Source organism: Allobosea thiooxidans, from assembly GCF_900168195.1.
GTDB classification, from domain to species: Bacteria; Pseudomonadota; Alphaproteobacteria; order Rhizobiales; family Beijerinckiaceae; genus Allobosea; species Allobosea thiooxidans.
Window position 1 is genome coordinate 477,790 of the sequence record NZ_FUYX01000003.1, and the last position, 18,456, is coordinate 496,245.

Consider the following 18,456-nt stretch of genomic DNA (forward strand, 5'->3'; position numbering starts at 1 on the left):
CGATGCGCCTTCCGCGCGTTGGATCGGGCAGATCCCTGCTCTGCCGCAAGGCCGGATACAAGGCGACCACTCAGAACCTGGCGTTGAAATTGGCCTTGAAGCTCTGGTCGGTCACACCCGAGCCGAACTGGCCGGCATAGATGATGCCGAGCGTCGCAGCCGGCGACAAGGCGAAGTCGAGCCCGGCCTCCACCACCGCGGCATCGCGAGCCACCGGCACGCCGCCGACGCCGAAGGCATCGCCCCCTGTCGCGAAGCGCATCGCGGTGAGCGGCGTCACCTCCGCGAAGGCATGCCGCCAGCCGAGCATCCCCTTGGCGGCCACGGCGATGCCCTTCAGTTCGAAGGTCGTGGCGGCGCGCAGGCCCAGAGTCGCGAAGGTCACGCCCGTGCTCGCCGAAGCGCCGTGCAAGGCGGCCGCCCCGCCCTGCTCGGTGAAGCCGTCGCTGTGGACATTGACATAGGCGAGGTTGAGGAAGGGCTCGAACCGGGCCGCGCCCAGGCCAACGCCATAGCCGAGCTCGCCGAAGAGCTGCGCGGTCGCGGCGTCATAGCCCCCCGCCATATGCCCACCGAAGCCGGGGAACGTCACGCTCCGCGAGGTCGAGACGTCGTGCCAGGAATAGGCCGCACCCGTCCGGAGGGAGAGGTTGCCCCATTTGGCGCCGCCATACAGGCCGAGGTGGTAATTGTCGCTCGAGCCCGAGGAATGGCGGCCTTTCACGTCGAAGCTGGTGCGGCTGTAGCCGGCCACGGCGCCGAAACGCCAGGCGTCGAAGACCGGAGCATCCGCGCCGATGAAGAAGCCGCCGGTCGAACGATCGAGGCGTGCGGCGTTGCCGTCGCCGGCGGTATCGCCCCAGGCTCCGAAGCCCTGCCCCCAGACGGCCAGGCGATCCGTGCGCGCCGAGACCGCCCGGGGCTGGCCGCCTTCATAGGTGACGACGGATTCGCCCGGCGCGCCGACATCGCCGAAGGCCGCCCGGATGCGGTCATTGACGGCGCTGCGGAGGAAGCGGCTGTCCTCGACCAGGGCGGAGCGCGCCGAAACATGGACCTCTCCCGAAAGCTGGTCGAAAGCCTGGCGGGCCTGATCCCGCGAAAGGCCCAGCACGGCGTTGTAGACCGGATTGCCATAGCGAAGGCTCTCGACGCCGCCGCCGGTCGCGACCTGGTTGCGCGTCGCGCCGATGGTCGCAAAGCCCGTGCTGTTGCGGGTCATCGTCAGGTAGACATTGTTGATGTCGTAGCTCAGCACGGGGTCGAGGAAGGCGAGGTTCGAGGTCACGCTACCGAAGGCGCCGGTGCGGCCGCCGGCCGCGCTGAGGATCGTATATCGGGTCGAGGGCGCGTAATCGCCCATGCCGGCCAGCACCCGGACCGAGCCGCCATTGACCGCCGCCGTGCCGGTCGCCTCGACCTTGTCGGCCTGACCTGTCGCGGAGAGCTCGACTTCGTAGATCGATCCCGGCTGGAAGACGATATTGCCGTCGAAGCGCAGCGTGCCGATCGAGTTGCCCGGTGCGATCGTGCCGCGAACGGTCGTGTCCGCCAGCGCGCCGGTTCCCTGAAGGCGTCCGGCCGTGCCGATGTCGAGCGTGCCGCCGAGCTTGCCGTCGACGGCGAGCGTGCCGTCTTCGACGGACGTCGCCCCGGCGAAGCCGCCGGAATCGCCGGTCAGCTTCAGAAGGGCGGAGCCGGTCTTCCGGAACTGTCCCTGCCCTGCCAGCACGCCGGCATAGGCTGCATCGGCCGCCTGGTTGAAGGTCAAGGATGCTTTCGCGGCGATCGCGGCATTGCCCTCGAAGCGCTCCGCGGCCGTCGCCAGGCCGCCCGCCTCGATCGTCCAGTCCAGCGCCGAGCGACCGTTCAGCGTGAGCTCGCCACCGCCGCGCTTGACCATCGTGCCGCGCGCGCCGCCGAGCCCGACGATATCGCCGCCGAAGCTCGCATCGGTATTCTGCTCGAACACGACCGTACCGGCATTGCCGATGGTGCCCGAGATCGACCCGGCCTGGCCGATCAGGGTGCCCGCCTCCACGAGGGTGTTGCGGTAGCCGTTGGCGGCATTGCCCAGGCGCAAGGTCCCGGTGCCGGCCTTGATCAGGTCGCCGCCGCCGGCGACGACCCCGCTGAACCCGAGCTCGGTATCGGCCGCGACGGCGATGCGGCCGGTGCCGGTGAGGGCGACCGCGCGCGCAATGTCGAAGCTCGCGGTGGTCGCAAGCGTGCCGCCGTTCAGGAACAGCCCGCCCGAAGCGGCGCCGAGATTGGCATCCCGCGAGACCTGCAGCGTCCCGCTGCGGATCTCCGTGCCGCCCGTATAGCTGTTGCTCCCTTCGAGAATGAGCGTGCCGAAGTCCGACTTCACCAGGCGGCTGGCGCCGGCGAGCACCGAGGCGATGGTCGCCACCATGTTCGCGCTCGCGCCATTGCCATTGCCGACACGGATCACGGTCTGCCCATCCGCCCCCTGCAGCGTGAGGGGACCACCCTCGACCCGGTAGCCCATCGAGGCGAACTGCATGCCGCCGACCAGGACCGGCTGGCCGCCGCCGTCGACGGTGACCGTACCGCTCTGCCCCTGGAAAACCGCGAAGCGACCGCCCCAGCTGTCGTTTGCCTGGCCGTTGGTCCGCGTCCAGTTCGTGCTCGCCGGGGCCCATGTCCCGCTGCCGCCGTCGATCCGCCCGTTGGCAGTCGTCGCCGCGCCGTCCCAGAACTGGACCTCCGGAATCTCCCCGGGGCCCGGACCGGCACCGACGACGATGTTGACCTGGCGGGCGATCGCGGTCTGGACCGAGATCTCGTCGAGGGGGATGCCGCCGGGAGCGCCGGTGACATCCAGACCGTTGTCCGTCAGCGTGCCGCCATAGTCGAAGAGCCGATAGACGCCGCGCCCGAAGCCGCCCGCGTCGGCGATCGTCAGGCGCCCGTCGAGCGTGAGATTGCCGCCGATGTCGAAAAGGGCGCTGTTGCTCGCGGCGCCCAGCCGCACATCGAGATAGGAGCTGCGATTGAGGGTCAGGTTGCCGGTTACGGCAAGCTTCTCGCCCGACCGCCCCTGCAGCATGCCGCCGTCCTGGACGACGACATCGCCCTGAACCGTGCCAGTGCCGGTGAGCTTGCCATCCGCGAACACCGAAACCGGCGCCGCGAGACGCCCGTCGATCCGAAGCGTACCGCCTTCGACATTGGCGAAAGCGACAGCCGAATCCGCAGCGGTCAGCACCAGCGTGCCGTTGCCGAGCTTGCGAAGCCCTAGGTCGCCGGCCGCCGGGGCACGCTCCCAGATGCGGCCACCCAGCGTCCCGGTCTCGTCGTCGCCGATCTGGACATTGACGTCGTGCCCCTCGAGCATGATGCCGTTGTTGAGCCGGACGCCGTCGCGCAGCACGAGGCGCGTGTCGTTTCCGACCCGGATGTGGCCAGTGCCCAGCGCATCCGTGACGCCGGCGACAAGCGCTCCCTGGGACAGGAAGGTATCGCCGGAATAGGTGTTGCGGCCGTTGAGCCGCAACGCCCCCTCGCCTTCCTTGCGCAGGACTCCCTCGCCGACGACGAGCCCGGAGAAGGTCGAATCGGATGCGCCGCCGAGCGTCAGCTGCGACTCGTCTTCGAGGCGCACAGTGCCCAGGCCGGCAACGTCCCGGATCGTCTCATGTCCCATGACGCGGAACGTCGCGTTCTGGCTGATGATGACGGATGCCGTGTCGGAGAACCCCTCGCCATTGGACGGGGAGGTCGTCAGCGTGCCGGCATTGACGAAGATGCGCCCGCCGGCTGTGTGCTCGCCCCGGAACTCGAGCTCGCCGGCACCGACCTTGAAGATGTCTCCATCGCCGCTGATGGGGCCGTTCAAGGAGGCCGCCTGCGTCGCAGCGACCTCCAGGGCAACCGTCGCATCGTGCAGCACGACGCCGTTGCCGATATTGATTCCGTTGCCGAATACGATGTTGGACCCCAACCCCTCGATCGCCAGCGTGCCCGTCCCGAGCGCGTTGGAATGAGCGAGCTGAAGGTTGCTGCTGACGAGCCTCGTGCCGTTGGTGTAGCCGTTGTCGCCGGCGAGGCGCACGCTCCCGCTGCCTTCGATGTGCACCCCCAGCCCACCCGCGCCGCCCGCCCCGTTGACGATCGCGCTCGAGACGTCGCGGCTGCCCGTCGCCTGGATGGTCAGGATCGCGTTGGTGCCGGCCGCGTTGTTGGTGATCCTGGTGCTGCCGTGAGGGGAGGACAGCCGCTGAACGGAGAGGTTTCCGCCGTTCAGATCGAGCGTACCCCCCGTCAGCTCCAGCTCGGCGGTGTTCGCAAGGAAGTTGCGGGCGATGGCGTTTCCCAGCTTCAGCGTCCCCCCGTTCAGATGCAGGACCGGGTTGCCGATTTGAGAGACGATGCTCGTCGGCGCGAACAAGATCGTGCCGTCCGGCTGCGGGAAATCGCCGATATGGAGGATGCCGGATCCGCCCGCCTGATAGGTGACGGTGCCGGCGAAGGCGGCCTCCACGCCGTTGATCGCATAGATCGTGGTCATGACGGTGTCGACGACCACGTTGTCGGAGTACGGAATGCTGGCGTCGTATCGATAGACGCCGCCAGCTGCCGCCGGCTGCGCCAGGAGCCCGCCCGCAGCGGCCAGAGCCGTGGCGGACAGCAGACGGGTTTTCAGGCGCGAGGAGGAGCGCTCGGAGCGCGGCGAACGTGAGGTTTTCATCGTCTGACCTTTGAAGAGTCGGGGAACGTTGTTTCGGCCGCCCGCGACGGCCGGCATTCACCCGGATGAGTTCAGGAGGAGTGCCTTCAGTTGCGGCGCGACCGGCCGCGTGGCGTCGGCGAAGGCGGGCCTGCCGCCGCAAGTCCGCGCGGCAGCGATGCCCCACCGGCCGCGCCGGCCGGGTGCGGGCCAACGCGACCGGTCGTTGCCCCCCGCCGCGTCGCAAAAATCCGCTCGTTTCAAGACACCCCCGACATCCACGCGGCGCCGGAAGGGATTCCGCACCGTAGGGCCGGGAAATTATGGCGGCGTCGGCCGCTCGTCTCGGCAGAACATGAACAACCTTTGCGGCACACGAACAATTCGCCAGAATTTCTCGACAGACCTGAACGAATAACGCCAAAATCCGCGCGCGATCGCTCGATCACACGTGGTTATTACTTCAATACATCGCTGAAGTATTGATCAGATCAGATTGTTTGCTCTGACCTCGGACGGGGTCGCCCCGAATCGCCGTCGGAAAGCTCGATTGAACGACGAGATATCGGAGAATCCGGCATCGTAGGCGATGGCGGTGATCGTGCGGGACGCCCGATCACGGTCCTGCAGATATTGGAATGCCAGCTCGAGCCGGCGCTCGCGAACGAAATCGGAGAAGGTCGTGCCTTCGCTCTCGAAGAGGCGCTGGATGTAGCGCGCGGTCACACCCTGCCGCCTGGCGACCGCGTCGATCTGCAACCCGTGGTCGGCCAGCCGTTCGAGGACATCCTTCTGCGCCAGCTTCAGGCGCGCCGCGCCGATGCTGCGCTCGTTGCGTTCGGCCCCGCCGCGAACGATGCCATCCAGCACCAGAGCGGTGAGATCGTAGATATGGCGGGATGCGAGGTCGCGCGCCTTATCGGATTCCGGCGGGCTCGCGCGGACCGCGTCGACATAGGAGGTCAGCAGCCGCATGTCGGCCCCCATCCCCGGGAGGACATGCACCGCTTCAGTGCCGAGCCGGGGCGCCAGCTTGGCGAGCAACCGACGATCGAGCGCCACAGCGTCCACGAACATGGGCCGGCCGAACCAGAACTCGGAGCAGACCGCCTCGTTCATCAGCGTGACGTCGCCGGCGGCCACCTTGATCGGCGCCCGGCCGTCGGCGGAGACCTCGTAGTCCTCGTGATGGATCGTCAAGAGATAGTGCTCGCGGCCGTCGCGAAGCAGATCGCGCGTACGGGCCCCGTGAAGCGGCGAGAAGCGACCGCGGCCGACGGTCAGCCCGCCAGGCAGCAACAGCGCCTCGAGGTCGATCCGGACCTGATCGTGATCGCGCGGCGCGAACTGCAGCCCGCCGATGTGCCGGCCGATGAAATCATGCACGAAGGCCATCCTCTCGCCACGCGGGATGTCTTCGGTCGTCAGGCGCTGCATGGAGGACGGCTCCGCGATGAACGGTCTTCCCCCGGACGCGGGCCCCGTGCGACAGGGCTCGGACCATGAGGCGAAAGGCAGAAGTCGATTGCCATCCTGGTGCCACACCCTATAATTATGGCGATCGGTCTACTACCGATAGCATTAGACCGGTCACCCTACAAGGAGCAAATTTGTCCTCGCAATCCGATACCCGCGGTCGGCTCATCAGGGTCGCCTCAGCTCTTTTTCGCCAGCGGGGCTATGACGGCGTCGGCCTGACCGAGATCCTGGAAGCGAGCAAGGCTCCCAAAGGCTCGTTCTACTACCACTTCCCGGGCGGGAAGGAGGAGCTCGGCGAGGCCGCCATCCGCTATGCCGGCGCGGAAGTGGCGAAGCTGATCGAGGGCTCGTCCGCCGCGGCGAAAAGCTTCGCCGACGGGCCGCGGATGTTCGCAAAGGTGCTGGCGGACGGCTTCGAGCAGTCGGGCTTCCGGGAGGGATGCCCGATCACCTCCATTGCCCTGGCGACGGTGCCCAAGATCGGCGCCCACGCCAGCGCCGTGCAGGAGGTCTTCGACCTCTGGCGGGACCGCATCCTGGGCCACGCCCGCCGCTTCGACGTCGCCCTTGCGGAAACCGATGCCGACCGGCTGCTGCTGCTCGTCGAAGGAGCCTGGATCATGGCGCGGGTCCGGCAATCGAAGCAGCCCCTTCTGGACAGCGTGGAGGTCTGGCTGCTGTCGCTCGCGCCAGCCCCGAACCGCGACCGGAATCCGGCGTAGGCGCCATCCGCGCTCAGTCATGGCGCCCTCGGTGGAGCGCCGGCTTCCTAGTCCGGCTCGTCGGCGGATATCCCGTGGCGCCGATAGAACGCGGCCTCGTCCTTCGCGAGCTGCTCCCGAAGCCGCTTTTCGGCGCTGATCAGCATCGCGTCGCGGGCGGCGCGGCCGGCCCCCATGGTGACCAGGCTGGAGACGCCCGACCGATCGAAGGAGGAGGCGATTCCGGCCGCCCCCTGGGCAGCGCCAAGCGCGGTCGCTTCCGCCATGAGCTGTCTCTCGAGCTGCCTGGTTTCGTCGGAATAGTCCGGCCCTTCGAAGGCCGATTCCGTCGTCTGGCAGCTCGCCATGAAAGCCGCCGAAAGGCCGACCAGCGCAAAGCGCGCGATGGTCGCCCGGATTGCGAGGGGGCGTCGGCGGAAGCTCCGGCCATGGCGGCGTCCGGCGGGGCCGGATTGCCCGCCCTCGGCTTGAATCGTCGGTCCCGGGCGCATTGGAGAAGCCAGATGGTTGTGATGACATGGAAGAGGAAGACGCGATTCGCTTGAGCCCAACGCTCGCCCGCCGCGACGAACGCCCGATTCGGTATGCGGCTGCCGCCCTCCCGTCTCGGGCGCCGGCGAACGATCTGCGCCTCAAACGAACTTCGGCCGCCGAATGCCGCCGTGGAATGCGCCCTGGCCGGCCGCTCGACGAGGTAGTGCTCGATGACGACGTTTCTCGACTGCAGGGCAGCTTCTCTCGATGAGGTTCCGGAGGATGCGGTGGCCGTCATCGGGATCGGCGGTGCGACTCCCTACCCGAAGAGCGCTCCTCACAGCGCGTCGGCCCCTGCCGCGATCCGTGCGGCAAGCCTGAGGCTCGCCCCGCGGCGGGGCCATTACGATTTCGATCTCGGCGAACCGCTGATCCAGGCGGATACGGATCTGGTCGATTGCGGCGACCTGCCCTTCGACGCGCGGGATCTTGCGTCCAACCGGAGCCGCATCGAGGCGGCGTTCCGGACCCTGCTGGCGCGCGGCGCGCGGCCGCTGCTGCTGGGCGGGGACGACAGCGTCCAGATCCCGGCCCTCAAGGCCTTTGCCGAGCTCCGCGGCATCACGCTGGTGCAGATCGACGCGCATATCGACTGGCGCGACGAGGTCGAGGGCGAGCGCTACGGCCTCTCGAGCACGATGCGGCGGGCCTCAGAGATGCCCGGCATTGCGACGATCGTCCAGATCGGTGCACGCGGCATCGGCAGCGCCCGGCTTTCCGATGTCGAGGATGCGCTCGCCTTCGGCGCCCGCCTGGTCGACATGCGGACCTTGCGCGCCAAGGGCGTCTCGCACGCGCTGGACGCGATTCCGCCGAACAGGCCGGTCGTGATCTGCCTGGACGTCGACGGGCTGGATCCCGCGGCGGTGCCCGGCGTCCTGGGGATCGCGCCGGGAGGGCTCGGCTATGGCGACATCGTCGATCTCGTCCATGGCGTCGTCGCCAAGGCACCGATCATCGGCTTCAACATCGTCGAGTTCGTCCCGGAACGGGATCAGGGCGACATCGGCACGCGCACGGTCTGCAGGCTCGCGATGCTCGGCGCCGGCATCCTCGCGATGAGCGCAAGACGGTGGCCGCGGCCCTGACGCGCTCGCGGCCCGGGAAGCGGCTCCCGCCTACTCCCACTCACTTGTCAACGAGCCGAAAAAGAGCAGCGTTTTCAGCGCGTTAGAGTGGTTCGATTTTCGCAATACCATGCGAAATGCCATGTTCGGAAACGCCAAAAAGGCAGCGAAAAAGCGCTCTGAAATGTCGTCTTTCTTGCGGGATAGCGGCCGCCGCGCGGAACGATAGGTGAACGAATCCCGGGGACAACCCCGGTGGCGGTGCTGGTATTGCCGATACGGAAGCGGTAAATCGATTCCCGGCAGTACGCAGTGCGCCTTGGATCAGCATGCCCTCACGCCCGGGGCATGTCGCCCCAGGGCCCGGGCCCGATCCCGGCATGGACCTAAACGCCATGAAGCACTTCTGCCCACTCTCGCAGCCCGTCGCCGTGCGCGACTATCTGCGGGTTCGTTTCGGACGGGTTGAGTTTGTCCGAGCACACTGCCGAGGCCTACCGAGCGCACGGTAGAACCCCGGATTCTTCAGTGAGCCTTGGGGAGCCTTCGGGCTCCCTCTTTTTTTCTTCGCCCTTCCCAAGGCGGAGAACTTGTGCCGCCAGCAGGCGACAATCCACCCTTGTCCACAGCGTGTGGATCGTCAAGGCAATAAGCGCCTCTTGCAAAATGTTCAGGGAGTACGCTTGGGCCTAGTTGACTCGCTCAGCGCGATTCGGAGCCGCGCGATCTCCTGGGCGGCATCCCTGACCAGCGTGTGGATGTGGTCGTCCTCGCTGGCGTCGCCACCATGAGCATTCGCCCGCCACCGCCGAAGAGCCTCTGCCCTCTCCTGCTCCTCCTTCTGCAGTCGGTAGAGGATGTCGTCGGAGCTGACGCGGAGAACGTCGTCGGTGGTCATGCTTAGCTCCCTGTGGCCTTGGCGATGGCGGCTCGTGCTTTAACGGTCATGCCGCACTCTCCTAGCGTGTCGCAAATGTCTTCAAGCGCCTCCAGCAGCTCAGGCGCGGCAGCTATCAGGCGGGCGTTGGCTTGTCGTGCATCTATGCCAACTATTTGCGCAATAGTTTGCGCTACTCCTGTATCGCAATCCTTTGTTATGCATAGAGTTTTTGCTCCACTTCGGTAGTTTGTTGTTTGAAGCTCAGCCCTCCAAGGCCCAGGCGTGTGCTTTGCTTCGCTCATGCTGCCTCCTTGGCCTGCTGGACGGCAGCGGCAGCCCGGACGATGGCGCGGCGGGTGGCCGCGCACACATCATCACCTTTGGGCTCGACCCCTCGATAGACTCCACCGTCGTCTTCGCTCACAGTCCAAGCCTCGATGCTTCGACGAATACCATTACCTACGTTCATCTCTAGCTTCGCTGCCAGCCGAAGCGCGTCGCCGTCGTCGGCCAGAGGGTTCCAAGCTTCATAGTTGGTGAGGTGGCCTCTAAATTTCGATGTGATGACCCATCCGTCACCATCCCACTCTACCTCTGGACCGTAGGCCTTGGCAGCCAGCTCCAGCAGTTCTCGGTCGTTCATACATCTCCTTGTCTATCGTCACAACTATACGCACAGACGCTGGCGTGATTTCAAAGTAATGGCGTGTCATTACTTTAGCACATACTTTGCCAGTTGTGTGGTGTGGTTTGAGAGCCACCACCCTGGGCGACTCATTGATGACGCGGCCACGTCATAAACAAGGTGCCGGAGCTGGGCCGCAGCCAAGCCGTTGAAATTGCTGCAGTAACGCCGGAGCGACATGGTATCGGCGCTATATCCGATACCATGAAATGGGGCGATGCGAATTTTCCTGGCGCAGCAACGAGTTGACTAGCGCCAGTACCATGATCGAGAACTTCGATGCCATATGGCATCGAAGCACCTTCGGGCAAGCATCGCGCGCCATACCATGCGCAGCACCAAGAACTGGCCTCACTGCGCGGCGAATACTTCTCGCGCAAAACTCCGCTTCAAGCATAAAAAAGCCCGCAATCACGCGGGCTTAGTCCATATCATCTTTTGGATTACTGAATCTATTCTTACAAGAATAGGAAAATAACCCTCACTCCCACTCGATCGTGCCGGGGGGCTTCGACGTCACGTCATAGACGACGCGGTTGATGCCTTTGACTTCATTAATGATTCTCGTCGCGGCGCGGCCGAGGAAGTTCATGTCGAAGGGGTAGAAATCCGCCGTCATGCCATCGACCGAGGTCACGGCGCGCAGCGCGCAGACATGATCATAGGTGCGGTAGTCGCCCATCACGCCGACGGTGCGCACCGGCAGCAGCACGGCGAAGGCCTGCCAGATCACGTCGTAGAGGCCGGCCTTGCGGATCTCGTCGAGATAGATCGCATCCGCCTTGCGCAGGATGTCGAGCTTCTCCTTGGTGATCTCGCCGGGGCAGCGGATGGCGAGGCCAGGCCCCGGGAAGGGATGGCGGCCGACGAAGGCCTCGGGCAGGCCGAGCTCGCGGCCGAGCACGCGGACTTCGTCCTTGAACAGCTCGCGCAGCGGCTCGACGAGCTTCATCTTCATGCGCTCGGGCAGGCCGCCGACATTGTGGTGGCTCTTGATCGTCACCGAGGGGCCGCCGGAGAAGGAGACGCTCTCGATCACGTCCGGATAGAGCGTGCCCTGGGCCAGGAAATCGGCGCCGCCGAGCTTGGCGGCCTCGGCATCGAAGACGTCGATGAAGAGCCGGCCGATGGTCTTGCGCTTGGCCTCCGGATCGGAACCGCACTTGGCAAGCTCGGAGAGGAAAAGCTCTTCGGCGTCAACATGGACGAGCGGGATGTTGTAGTGATCCCTGAACAGGGTCACGACCTGCTCGGCTTCGCCCAGGCGCATCAGGCCATGGTCGACGAAGACGCAGGTGAGCTGGTCGCCGATCGCCTCGTGGATCAGCACGGCCGCGACGGCCGAGTCGACGCCGCCGGACAACCCGCAGATGACGCGGCCGGTACCGACCTGCTCGCGGATCTTCTTCTGCATCTCGGCGCGATAGGCCGACATGCTCCAGTCCGGCTTGCAGCCGCAGATCTCGACGACGAAGTTGCGCAGCAGCTTGCCGCCATCAGGCGTATGGACCACCTCGGGATGGAACATCGTGGTGTAGAAGCGCCTGGTCTCGTCGCTCGCCACGGCGAAGGGGGCGTTCTCCGAGGTCGCCTTGACCGAGAAGCCCTGCGGCAGCTCGGTGACACGGTCGCCATGGCTCATCCAGACCGGGTAGCGCCCCCCCTTCTCCCAGACGCCCTCGAACAGCCTGGAGGGGGCGACGATCTCGACATCGGCGCGGCCGAACTCGGCGGCGTGGCCGCCTTCGACCTTGCCGCCGAGCTGATGCGCCATGGTCTGCTGGCCATAGCAGATGCCCATCAGCGGAATATTGGCGGTGAAGACGGCTTCCGGCGCGCGGGGGCTGCCCTCGTCCGGCACCGAGGCCGGGCCGCCAGAGAAGATCACGCCCTTCGGCTTCATGCGCGCGAACGCCTCGCCCGCCGACTGGAACGGGGCGATCTCGCAATAGACGCCGATCTCGCGGATGCGCCGCGCGATCAGCTGCGTCACCTGCGAGCCGAAATCGATGATGAGGATGGAGTCGTGATGGGGCTGAGCGCTCGTCATCGCGTCCCGTTAATGGATCGCGCAGGCGCGCGCAACGGGGCCGCGCCTGAACGCATGTCGGTTACGCCTCTAGGCCTTGGCGGCGTCCTCGATCAGGTCCGATACTTCGACCGGACGCGACGCCAGCGAGGCGTGGCTGGCATCGAGCTTCAAGGTCTTCTGCGGACGCATGCGCTCCGCCATCATCACCTGGTTTTCGGGCGCAATCATCCGGTCGGCCGTCGAGATCTGGTACCAGCTCGGCTTCTTCCTCCAGGCCGGCGCGGTCACGTTGTCGCCGAAGGTCGAGCCGAGCGGCGCCTTCTGCGTGATCGCCATCACCAGGGCCTCCTCTACCGGCAGGTCCTGGCAGAAGCTCTCCCGGAACTTGTCCGGCTTGATCCAGAGATAGCCGTCGCTGTCCGGCGCGATATTCGGGAAGGCCTGTGGTGGTTTGGCCTGGCTGATGCCGCCGGGGCTTTCCCCAGCATCGGGAGCGAAGGCAGCGATGTAGACCAGTGCCTTGACGTTCGGCAGGTCGCCCATCTCGGTGATGACGGCACCGCCATAGGAGTGGCCGACGAGCACGACCGATCCGCTGATCTGGCGCACCATCTTGCGCGTGCGTTCGGCGTCGTCGGCCAGCGATGTCAGCGGGTTCTCGACGGCATGGAGATCGGCATAGCCACGCCGGGACAGCTCCAGGATGACCTTGGACCAGTGAGCGGCCCCGCCCCAAAAACCGTGAACCAGAACGATGGCAGGTTTGTCGGGCATGCTTCGACCTCCCGTCACATCCGCCCTGCGATGCCGGCGGAACACATCCCCCAAGGGCAGCTTGGCAGAGATGATCCGGGCTGTCGACGCGCGGCGCCTTCAATCGCCGCGCTTCAGGCAGGCCAGAAAGAAGCCGTCCGTGCCGGTACGCCGCGGCGAGAGCTGCAGGCCGAATTCGGTGGCGAAGCGGGCGAGCAGGGAGAAATCGCTCTCGGCGCCTTTCAGGACGTCGATCGGCGCCACCGGCGTGCAGCCGGCCTGCCGGCCGAGGAAGGCGCGGATCGCCTCGTCATTCTCCTCCGGCAGCATCGAGCAGGTGATATAGGCGATGCGCCCGCCCGGCTTCACCAGCTTGGCGGCGCGCACCAGCACCTCGGCCTGGTCCTTGATCCGCTCGGCGAGCGCGCCCGGGCGCACGCGCCATTTGGCATCGGGGTTGCGCCGCCAGGTGCCGGAGCCGGTGCAGGGCGCATCGACCAGCACGAGATCGGCCTGGCCGGCGACATCGGCCAGCGGCTCGTGGCCGCGCGAGCGCGGAATGCGAACCTCGACGATGCTCGCCCCCGAGCGCGCCACCCGGTCGTGCAGCGGCGCCAGCCGCCGGCTGTCGAGGTCGGTGGCGTAGAGGCTGCCGCGGTTCGCCATCAGCGCCGCGAGCGCCAGCGTCTTGCCCCCTGCCCCGGCGCAGAGATCGATCACGGTCTGGCCCGGCCGGGCGCCGGCGAGCAGCGTCACCAGCTGCGAGCCCTCGTCCTGGATCTCGAAGGCGCCGGCGAAGAAGCCGGGCTCGGTCTGCAGCGAGGGGCCGCGCCCGTCATGGCCAGGCTGGAAACGCAGCGCATCGGGCGACCAGGCGCCGGGCTCGGGCTGGTGATGGGCGAGATCCGCGAGCACGGCGTCGCGCCCGGCCTTGAGCCGGTTGACGCGCAGGTCGATCGGCGCGCGCGCAGCCAGCGCCTGCCCTTCCGCGATCGCCATCTCGCCGAAACCGCCCTGGAACGAAGGCCAGAGCCATTCGGGCACGTCCGCCCGCACCCAGTCCGGCGCGCCCTCGTCGGAGAAGGCGGAGAGCAGCGCCGTCTCGTCGGCGGTCAGCGGCGCCGGCGCATGATTCTCGCCGGAGAACAGCGCGGCGATCTCGTCCAGCGGCAGGGCACGCAGGCCCGCCAGCATCCCGAGCACCAGCCCGCGCGGCTCTTCGGAGGCCATCGCATAGCCGGAGGATGCCTTGCGACGCAGCGCGTCATAGACGAGCGAGGCGATCGCGGCGCGATCCTTCGAACCGGCGAAACGCCGCGACAGGCCCCAATCCTTCAGGGCATCCGCGGCCGGGCGGCGGCGCTCGATGATGTCCTGCAGCACCTCGATGGCGGCGCTGATCCGGGCGGCTGGGGTCATGTCTCTTCAATCCTGGCGAGACCGCTCGGGCGGGCGCCGCAACGCAATTATGGGTCTGTCTCAACCGGTCGACCATGGCGCCGAGGCAGGATGGCTTCGGCGGCACGCTCTTGACGCGGTCGTTTCACAAGCGGCAAGACGATGCAACAGCATGTCGCAGCCACCGGGGTCCCCGCACATGAAAAGCGCCAGCCGCCTGATCATCCTGAGCTTCGTCGCCTTCGGCCTCGCCGCCTGCGCGACCCAGCCGCAGCCGGACTTCACGCCGCCCCCTGCAAAGGGCAAAGACGCCAAGACGACCCTGGAGAATCGTCGCTGATGAGATTGAGCGGGGCGGGACGGGCTGCGGTTTCACCGCGGCCGGTCGATCCAGCCCGCTCCAGCGATCATGCGAACCCGCGCCGGCCTTCGCCGGGGGCGGGTTTTTTCTTGGAGCATCCTTGGTTGAGCGGGCAATGAGCGCGTGGATCGACGGCGTTGGGGTGATAGCTTCGCCATCGCTAGCGGGAGTGTGCCGATGCCGACCGTCGCTGAGCATATCCGTCAGGCCCTGGGGGCCAAGGCAGAGGCTCTCATCAGTCGAGACCATCGCGCCCTGGATGACCTGATCGACGCGGAGTTCACCTATCTGAACGCCGGCGGCAAACTTTTCGACAAGCTTGGCTATATTGCCGATCGGGTGCCCTCTGTTTCGAGGAGCAATGGATATCCGCGTTGGCGATCAAGCAACTGGACGGCTTGGCGGTCGCCACCATGTCCCTTGCGGACACGTTCCGCTTCAATGGACAGATCGTCAGCGGACGCTTCAAATCCCTGGCGGTATTCCGCCATTCGTCGGGTCGCTGGCAATGGCTCGCCGGCCAGACCATGCAAGTTCCGGATCGACAGGCTCGTTCCGGATGACGAAGGCATTCGCGGTAAGCGTCCCAAGAGCTTACAGGCTAATCGAAATTGTCGATTGAAACCGTTGCCCTCAACTGCGGCTGGCAAGAACCGAGGTAGAGTCGTTGGCCCTCATAGTAGCGGCGGTTTTCAATCGCGAGCGGGTCTGCGCTGCATCCGTCCCTCTGCGACATCCTCCGATATGAGACCTCGAACGGGACGTTCAGAAAAACACTGAAGTCCCACAGGGCATACAACTCATCGCGATGGAGGAAAATTCCATCGATCAGCAAGATCGCCGAGGGAGCGACCTGCTGGCTCGCGATCGCCTCGCAATCTGCCCGATGGTCGAAACGAGCCGTCTGCACCTTGGTCGCGCCGTTTCGAAATGGCTCAAGCAGATATTGCCGCAAAGCCCGGTAATCATAGGAATCCTGGAAGAAGCCGCCGGGGTCAGCCTTTCCGCGCGCATAGCGGATCGCACGGGGATTGTGGAAACCGTCGACACTTGCCCGAACGACCGACGCTCCGCGGCGCTCCATCATCGGTGCCAATGCGTCGCGAAACGTGCTCTTCCCGGCCCCATCCACGCCATCGATCGCAACGAGCGCCCTGGCCGGCAACCCGGCGAGGCGCTCAGCGAGGTGCTCCATCTGCAGAAGACGCGAAGACATGTCCCACGTCATTACATGCCGAACAGATCAGTCTGCAACGAGGCTGGATACTCCCTCAAATCCAAGCGCCCGCCTTCATGGCCGTGTCATATCCGCCCTCTTAAGGTCGCCCGCATTTCCGTGAGCTGGGCCAGATCATGACAAAGAAACTCCTTCTCTCGACGACGCTTCTCGCCGCGCTGGCCTTCCAGCCGCTCGCGGCCCTCGCCCAGCAGGGATCCACCGCCAGCGCCGGCAAGCCGCTGATCATCGCCCATCGCGGCGCCAGCGGCTATCTGCCCGAGCACACGATCGAGGGCTACAAGCTGGCCATCGCGCAGGGCGCGGATTTCATCGAGCCCGACCTCGTCTCGACCAAGGACGGCGTCCTGGTCGTGCGGCACGAGCCGATGCTGAGCGGCACCACCGATGTCGCCAGCCGGCCGGAATTCGCCAACCGCAAGACCACGCGCAAGGTCGACGGCGTCGACACCACCGACTGGTTCGCCAACGACTTCACCGCCGCCGAGATCAAGACGCTCAAGGCCAAGCAGGCCTTCGCCGACCGCGACCAGTCGCATAACGGCAAGTACCAGATCCCGACCTTCCAGGAGGTGATCGACCTCGCCAAGTCGGAGAGCGCCCGCACCGGCCGCACCATCGGCATCTATCCCGAGACCAAGCACCCGACCTACCATGCCGCGCTCGGCCTCGCCTTCGAGGACAAGCTCCTCGACATGCTCAAGGCCGCCGGCTGGACCGAGAAGACCGCGCCGGTCTTCATCCAGAGCTTCGAGACCGCGAATCTGAAGTATCTGCGCCCGAAGACGCAGCTGCGCCTCGTCCAGCTGGTCGACGGCGACGGCGTCGACCAGGACGGCAAGGTCTCGCTCGCCGCGCCCTTCGACCGGCCCTACGACTTCGCGGTGCTCGGCGACAAGCGGACCTTCCAGGACATGCTGTCGGCTGAAGGGCTGAAGGAGATCGCGACCTATGCCGACGGCGTCGGCCCGTGGAAGCCCTATCTGATCGGCGCCAAGCAGACGATCGGCGCCGACGGCAAGCCGCAGGACCTCAACGGCGACGGGACCATCGACGAGCGCGACCGCACGCTGACCGCACCGACGAATGTGGTGAAGGACGCCCATGCTGCCGGCCTCCTCGTCCATAGCTGGACCTTCCGCAGCGAGCCGAAGCGGCTGGCCTCGGACTTCAAGGGCGATGCGGGAGCCGAGTACAAGGCGTTCTTCGCGCTCGGCCTCGACGGGCTGTTCTCGGACTTCCCCGACCAGGCCGTGAAAGCGCGCGACGGCAAGTAGACGGCTCCGGCCGACAAGCGAAAGCCCGCCGCGCCGGGCGCTGCGGGCTTTCCTTCGATCAGATGCGGCTTGCGGCCGGGTCGGCGGGGATCAGTCGCAGACGCGCGTCGTGCGCCGCACCACGCCGCGCGGCGTCTCCCTCTCGGAAATCACGGTGCGGCAATCGTCGTCGCGATAACGCGCGCGCCGCCACTCCCGTTCGCGCATGCGCTCGTAGCGCTCCTGGCGAATCTCGCGATCGATCGCCCGCTCGCGCGGCGAGCGCGGATCGACGCTGACGCCACCGGGGCCGATATTGATGGACTGGGCATAGGCTCCGCCACTCGCCAGTAGAGCGGCGATCAAGGCAGGAACAAAGCGTTTCATGACGTGTCCTCCGTTCCCGCCATCAACGCATCGGGCAAGGAGACGTTCCGGCCGCCATCGCTTTTACGTCCGAAACGTCCTGGACGATGCTTGCGGCAGCCCCCCTGAAACGAAAGGGCGCGCCGGCGAGGCCGGCGCGCCCTTGTTCGTCCACCAACAGATCTTTGTCAGTGCAGGATCTGGCTGAGGAAGAGCTTGGTGCGCTCGTGCTGCGGGTTCCTGAAGAACTCGTCCGGGGTGTTCATCTCGACGATCTGGCCGGCGTCCATGAAGATCACCCGGTCGGCGACCTGGCGGGCGAAGCCCATCTCATGGGTGACGCAGAGCATGGTCATGCCCTCCTCCGCCAGCGACACCATGGTGTCGAGCACCTCCTTCACCATCTCCGGGTCGAGCGCCGAGGTCGGCTCGTCGAACAGCATGATCTTCGGGCTCATGCACAGCGAACGCGCGATCGCCACGCGCTGCTGCTGCCCGCCCGAAAGCTGGCCCGGATACTTCGCCGCCTGCTCCGGGATCTTGACGCGCTTGAGATAGTGCATCGCGATCTCCTCGGCGTCCTTCTTGGGCATCTTCTTCACCCAGATCGGCGCCAGCGTCAGGTTCTCCAGGATCGTCAGATGCGGGAACAGGTTGAAGTGCTGGAACACCATGCCGACGTCGCGGCGGATCTCGTCGATCTTCTTCAAGTCGTTCGTCAGCTCCGTCCCGTCGACGACGATCTGGCCCTTCTGGTGCTCCTCCAGACGGTTGATGCAGCGGATCATCGTCGACTTGCCCGAGCCAGACGGACCGCAGATCACCAGCTTCTCGCCCCGGCTGACCTTCAGGTTGATGTCGCGCAGCACGTGGAACTCGCCATACCACTTGTTGACGCCCGTCATCTCGACCGCCGTCGCCGTGTTCAGCGAGGTCGGCTTCAGCGCCGCGGGCCGCGTGTCCATCATCTTCGTTTCTGCCATTGCCATGGTC

Annotated in this window: 17 protein-coding genes; 5 read left to right on the plus strand and 12 right to left on the minus strand. The window is 66.2% G+C overall.

Translation table 11 applies throughout. The features are described from left to right. Positions 1 to 70: 70 nt before the first annotated feature. Both B5Y19_RS08165 and B5Y19_RS08170 read right to left on the minus strand, forming a co-directional pair. Entirely contained in the window at positions 71 to 4,714 is a 4,644-nt protein-coding gene (locus B5Y19_RS08165) for an autotransporter domain-containing protein (RefSeq protein ID WP_176168587.1), read from the minus strand. 465 nt (positions 4,715 to 5,179) lie between these two features. After that, a complete protein-coding gene (locus B5Y19_RS08170) occupies positions 5,180 to 6,130 on the minus strand; it encodes an AraC family transcriptional regulator (protein WP_055729969.1) in 951 nt (316 codons plus the stop codon). A gap of 173 nt (positions 6,131 to 6,303) precedes the next feature. Here B5Y19_RS08170 and B5Y19_RS08175 point away from each other — a divergent pair, with 173 nt between their 5' ends. Continuing rightward, on the plus strand, positions 6,304 to 6,894 hold the full coding sequence (locus B5Y19_RS08175; RefSeq protein WP_055729970.1) for a TetR/AcrR family transcriptional regulator: 591 nt from the start codon (positions 6,304 to 6,306) through the stop codon (positions 6,892 to 6,894). A gap of 47 nt (positions 6,895 to 6,941) precedes the next feature. Here the strand turns inward: B5Y19_RS08175 and B5Y19_RS08180 are convergent, their stop codons facing one another. Continuing rightward, positions 6,942 to 7,241, minus strand: coding sequence for a hypothetical protein (locus B5Y19_RS08180; protein ID WP_139384301.1), 300 nt, complete (start codon positions 7,239 to 7,241; stop codon positions 6,942 to 6,944). Between the two features lie 357 nt (positions 7,242 to 7,598). Between B5Y19_RS08180 and B5Y19_RS08185 the strand changes: the two genes are divergently transcribed. Next, positions 7,599 to 8,516, plus strand: coding sequence for an arginase family protein (locus B5Y19_RS08185; RefSeq protein WP_055729972.1), 918 nt, complete (start codon positions 7,599 to 7,601; stop codon positions 8,514 to 8,516). Positions 8,517 to 9,165: 649 nt separating this feature from the next. On the opposite strand, the gene B5Y19_RS08190 is transcribed toward B5Y19_RS08185, so the two are convergent. The 6 genes from B5Y19_RS08190 to B5Y19_RS08210 all read right to left on the minus strand — a co-directional run bounded on the left by B5Y19_RS08190 (position 9,166) and on the right by B5Y19_RS08210 (position 14,264). Then, positions 9,166 to 9,393, minus strand: a complete 228-nt coding sequence (locus B5Y19_RS08190; protein WP_079591315.1) for a hypothetical protein — start codon at positions 9,391 to 9,393, stop codon at positions 9,166 to 9,168. A 2-nt stretch (positions 9,394 to 9,395) separates the two neighbouring features. Next, the gene (locus tag B5Y19_RS25630) at positions 9,396 to 9,677 is read right to left on the minus strand and encodes an XkdD/Y8K6 family phage-associated protein (RefSeq protein ID WP_139384302.1); all 282 of its coding nucleotides are present in this window, start codon (positions 9,675 to 9,677) and stop codon (positions 9,396 to 9,398) included. Continuing rightward, the gene (locus B5Y19_RS08195; RefSeq protein ID WP_139384303.1) at positions 9,674 to 10,018 is read right to left on the minus strand and encodes a hypothetical protein; all 345 of its coding nucleotides are present in this window, start codon (positions 10,016 to 10,018) and stop codon (positions 9,674 to 9,676) included. Before B5Y19_RS08195 ends, B5Y19_RS25630 begins: the two co-directional genes overlap by 4 nt. Positions 10,019 to 10,541: 523 nt before the next feature. Continuing rightward, entirely contained in the window at positions 10,542 to 12,110 is a 1,569-nt protein-coding gene (guaA, locus tag B5Y19_RS08200) for a glutamine-hydrolyzing GMP synthase (RefSeq protein ID WP_055729973.1), read from the minus strand. Between the two features lie 69 nt (positions 12,111 to 12,179). Beyond that, complete coding sequence (locus B5Y19_RS08205; RefSeq protein WP_055729974.1) at positions 12,180 to 12,866, minus strand: alpha/beta hydrolase; 687 nt, start codon at positions 12,864 to 12,866, stop codon at positions 12,180 to 12,182. A 99-nt stretch (positions 12,867 to 12,965) separates the two neighbouring features. Continuing rightward, complete coding sequence (locus tag B5Y19_RS08210) at positions 12,966 to 14,264, minus strand: RsmB/NOP family class I SAM-dependent RNA methyltransferase (protein ID WP_055729975.1); 1,299 nt, start codon at positions 14,262 to 14,264, stop codon at positions 12,966 to 12,968. A gap of 178 nt (positions 14,265 to 14,442) precedes the next feature. Between B5Y19_RS08210 and B5Y19_RS26045 the strand changes: the two genes are divergently transcribed. Together B5Y19_RS26045 and B5Y19_RS08215 are read left to right on the plus strand one after the other, a co-directional pair. Next, complete coding sequence (locus B5Y19_RS26045; protein WP_176168588.1) at positions 14,443 to 14,583, plus strand: hypothetical protein; 141 nt, start codon at positions 14,443 to 14,445, stop codon at positions 14,581 to 14,583. A 395-nt stretch (positions 14,584 to 14,978) separates the two neighbouring features. After that, on the plus strand, positions 14,979 to 15,167 hold the full coding sequence (locus tag B5Y19_RS08215; RefSeq protein ID WP_055729976.1) for a hypothetical protein: 189 nt from the start codon (positions 14,979 to 14,981) through the stop codon (positions 15,165 to 15,167). A 38-nt stretch (positions 15,168 to 15,205) separates the two neighbouring features. On the opposite strand, the gene B5Y19_RS08220 is transcribed toward B5Y19_RS08215, so the two are convergent. Then, the gene (locus B5Y19_RS08220) at positions 15,206 to 15,820 is read right to left on the minus strand and encodes a nucleoside/nucleotide kinase family protein (protein WP_055729986.1); all 615 of its coding nucleotides are present in this window, start codon (positions 15,818 to 15,820) and stop codon (positions 15,206 to 15,208) included. Between the two features lie 137 nt (positions 15,821 to 15,957). Between B5Y19_RS08220 and B5Y19_RS08225 the strand changes: the two genes are divergently transcribed. After that, on the plus strand, positions 15,958 to 17,118 hold the full coding sequence (locus B5Y19_RS08225) for a glycerophosphodiester phosphodiesterase (protein WP_079591316.1): 1,161 nt from the start codon (positions 15,958 to 15,960) through the stop codon (positions 17,116 to 17,118). 90 nt (positions 17,119 to 17,208) lie between these two features. Here B5Y19_RS08225 and B5Y19_RS08230 read toward each other — a convergent pair whose 3' ends face one another. Together B5Y19_RS08230 and B5Y19_RS08235 are read right to left on the minus strand one after the other, a co-directional pair. Next, on the minus strand, positions 17,209 to 17,484 hold the full coding sequence (locus B5Y19_RS08230) for a hypothetical protein (protein WP_055729978.1): 276 nt from the start codon (positions 17,482 to 17,484) through the stop codon (positions 17,209 to 17,211). 167 nt (positions 17,485 to 17,651) lie between these two features. Continuing rightward, positions 17,652 to 18,428 carry an amino acid ABC transporter ATP-binding protein gene (locus B5Y19_RS08235; RefSeq protein ID WP_079591317.1) on the minus strand — a complete coding sequence of 259 codons (777 nt, stop codon included), beginning with the start codon at positions 18,426 to 18,428 and terminating at the stop codon, positions 17,652 to 17,654. Between the last annotated feature and the right edge of the window lie 28 nt (positions 18,429 to 18,456).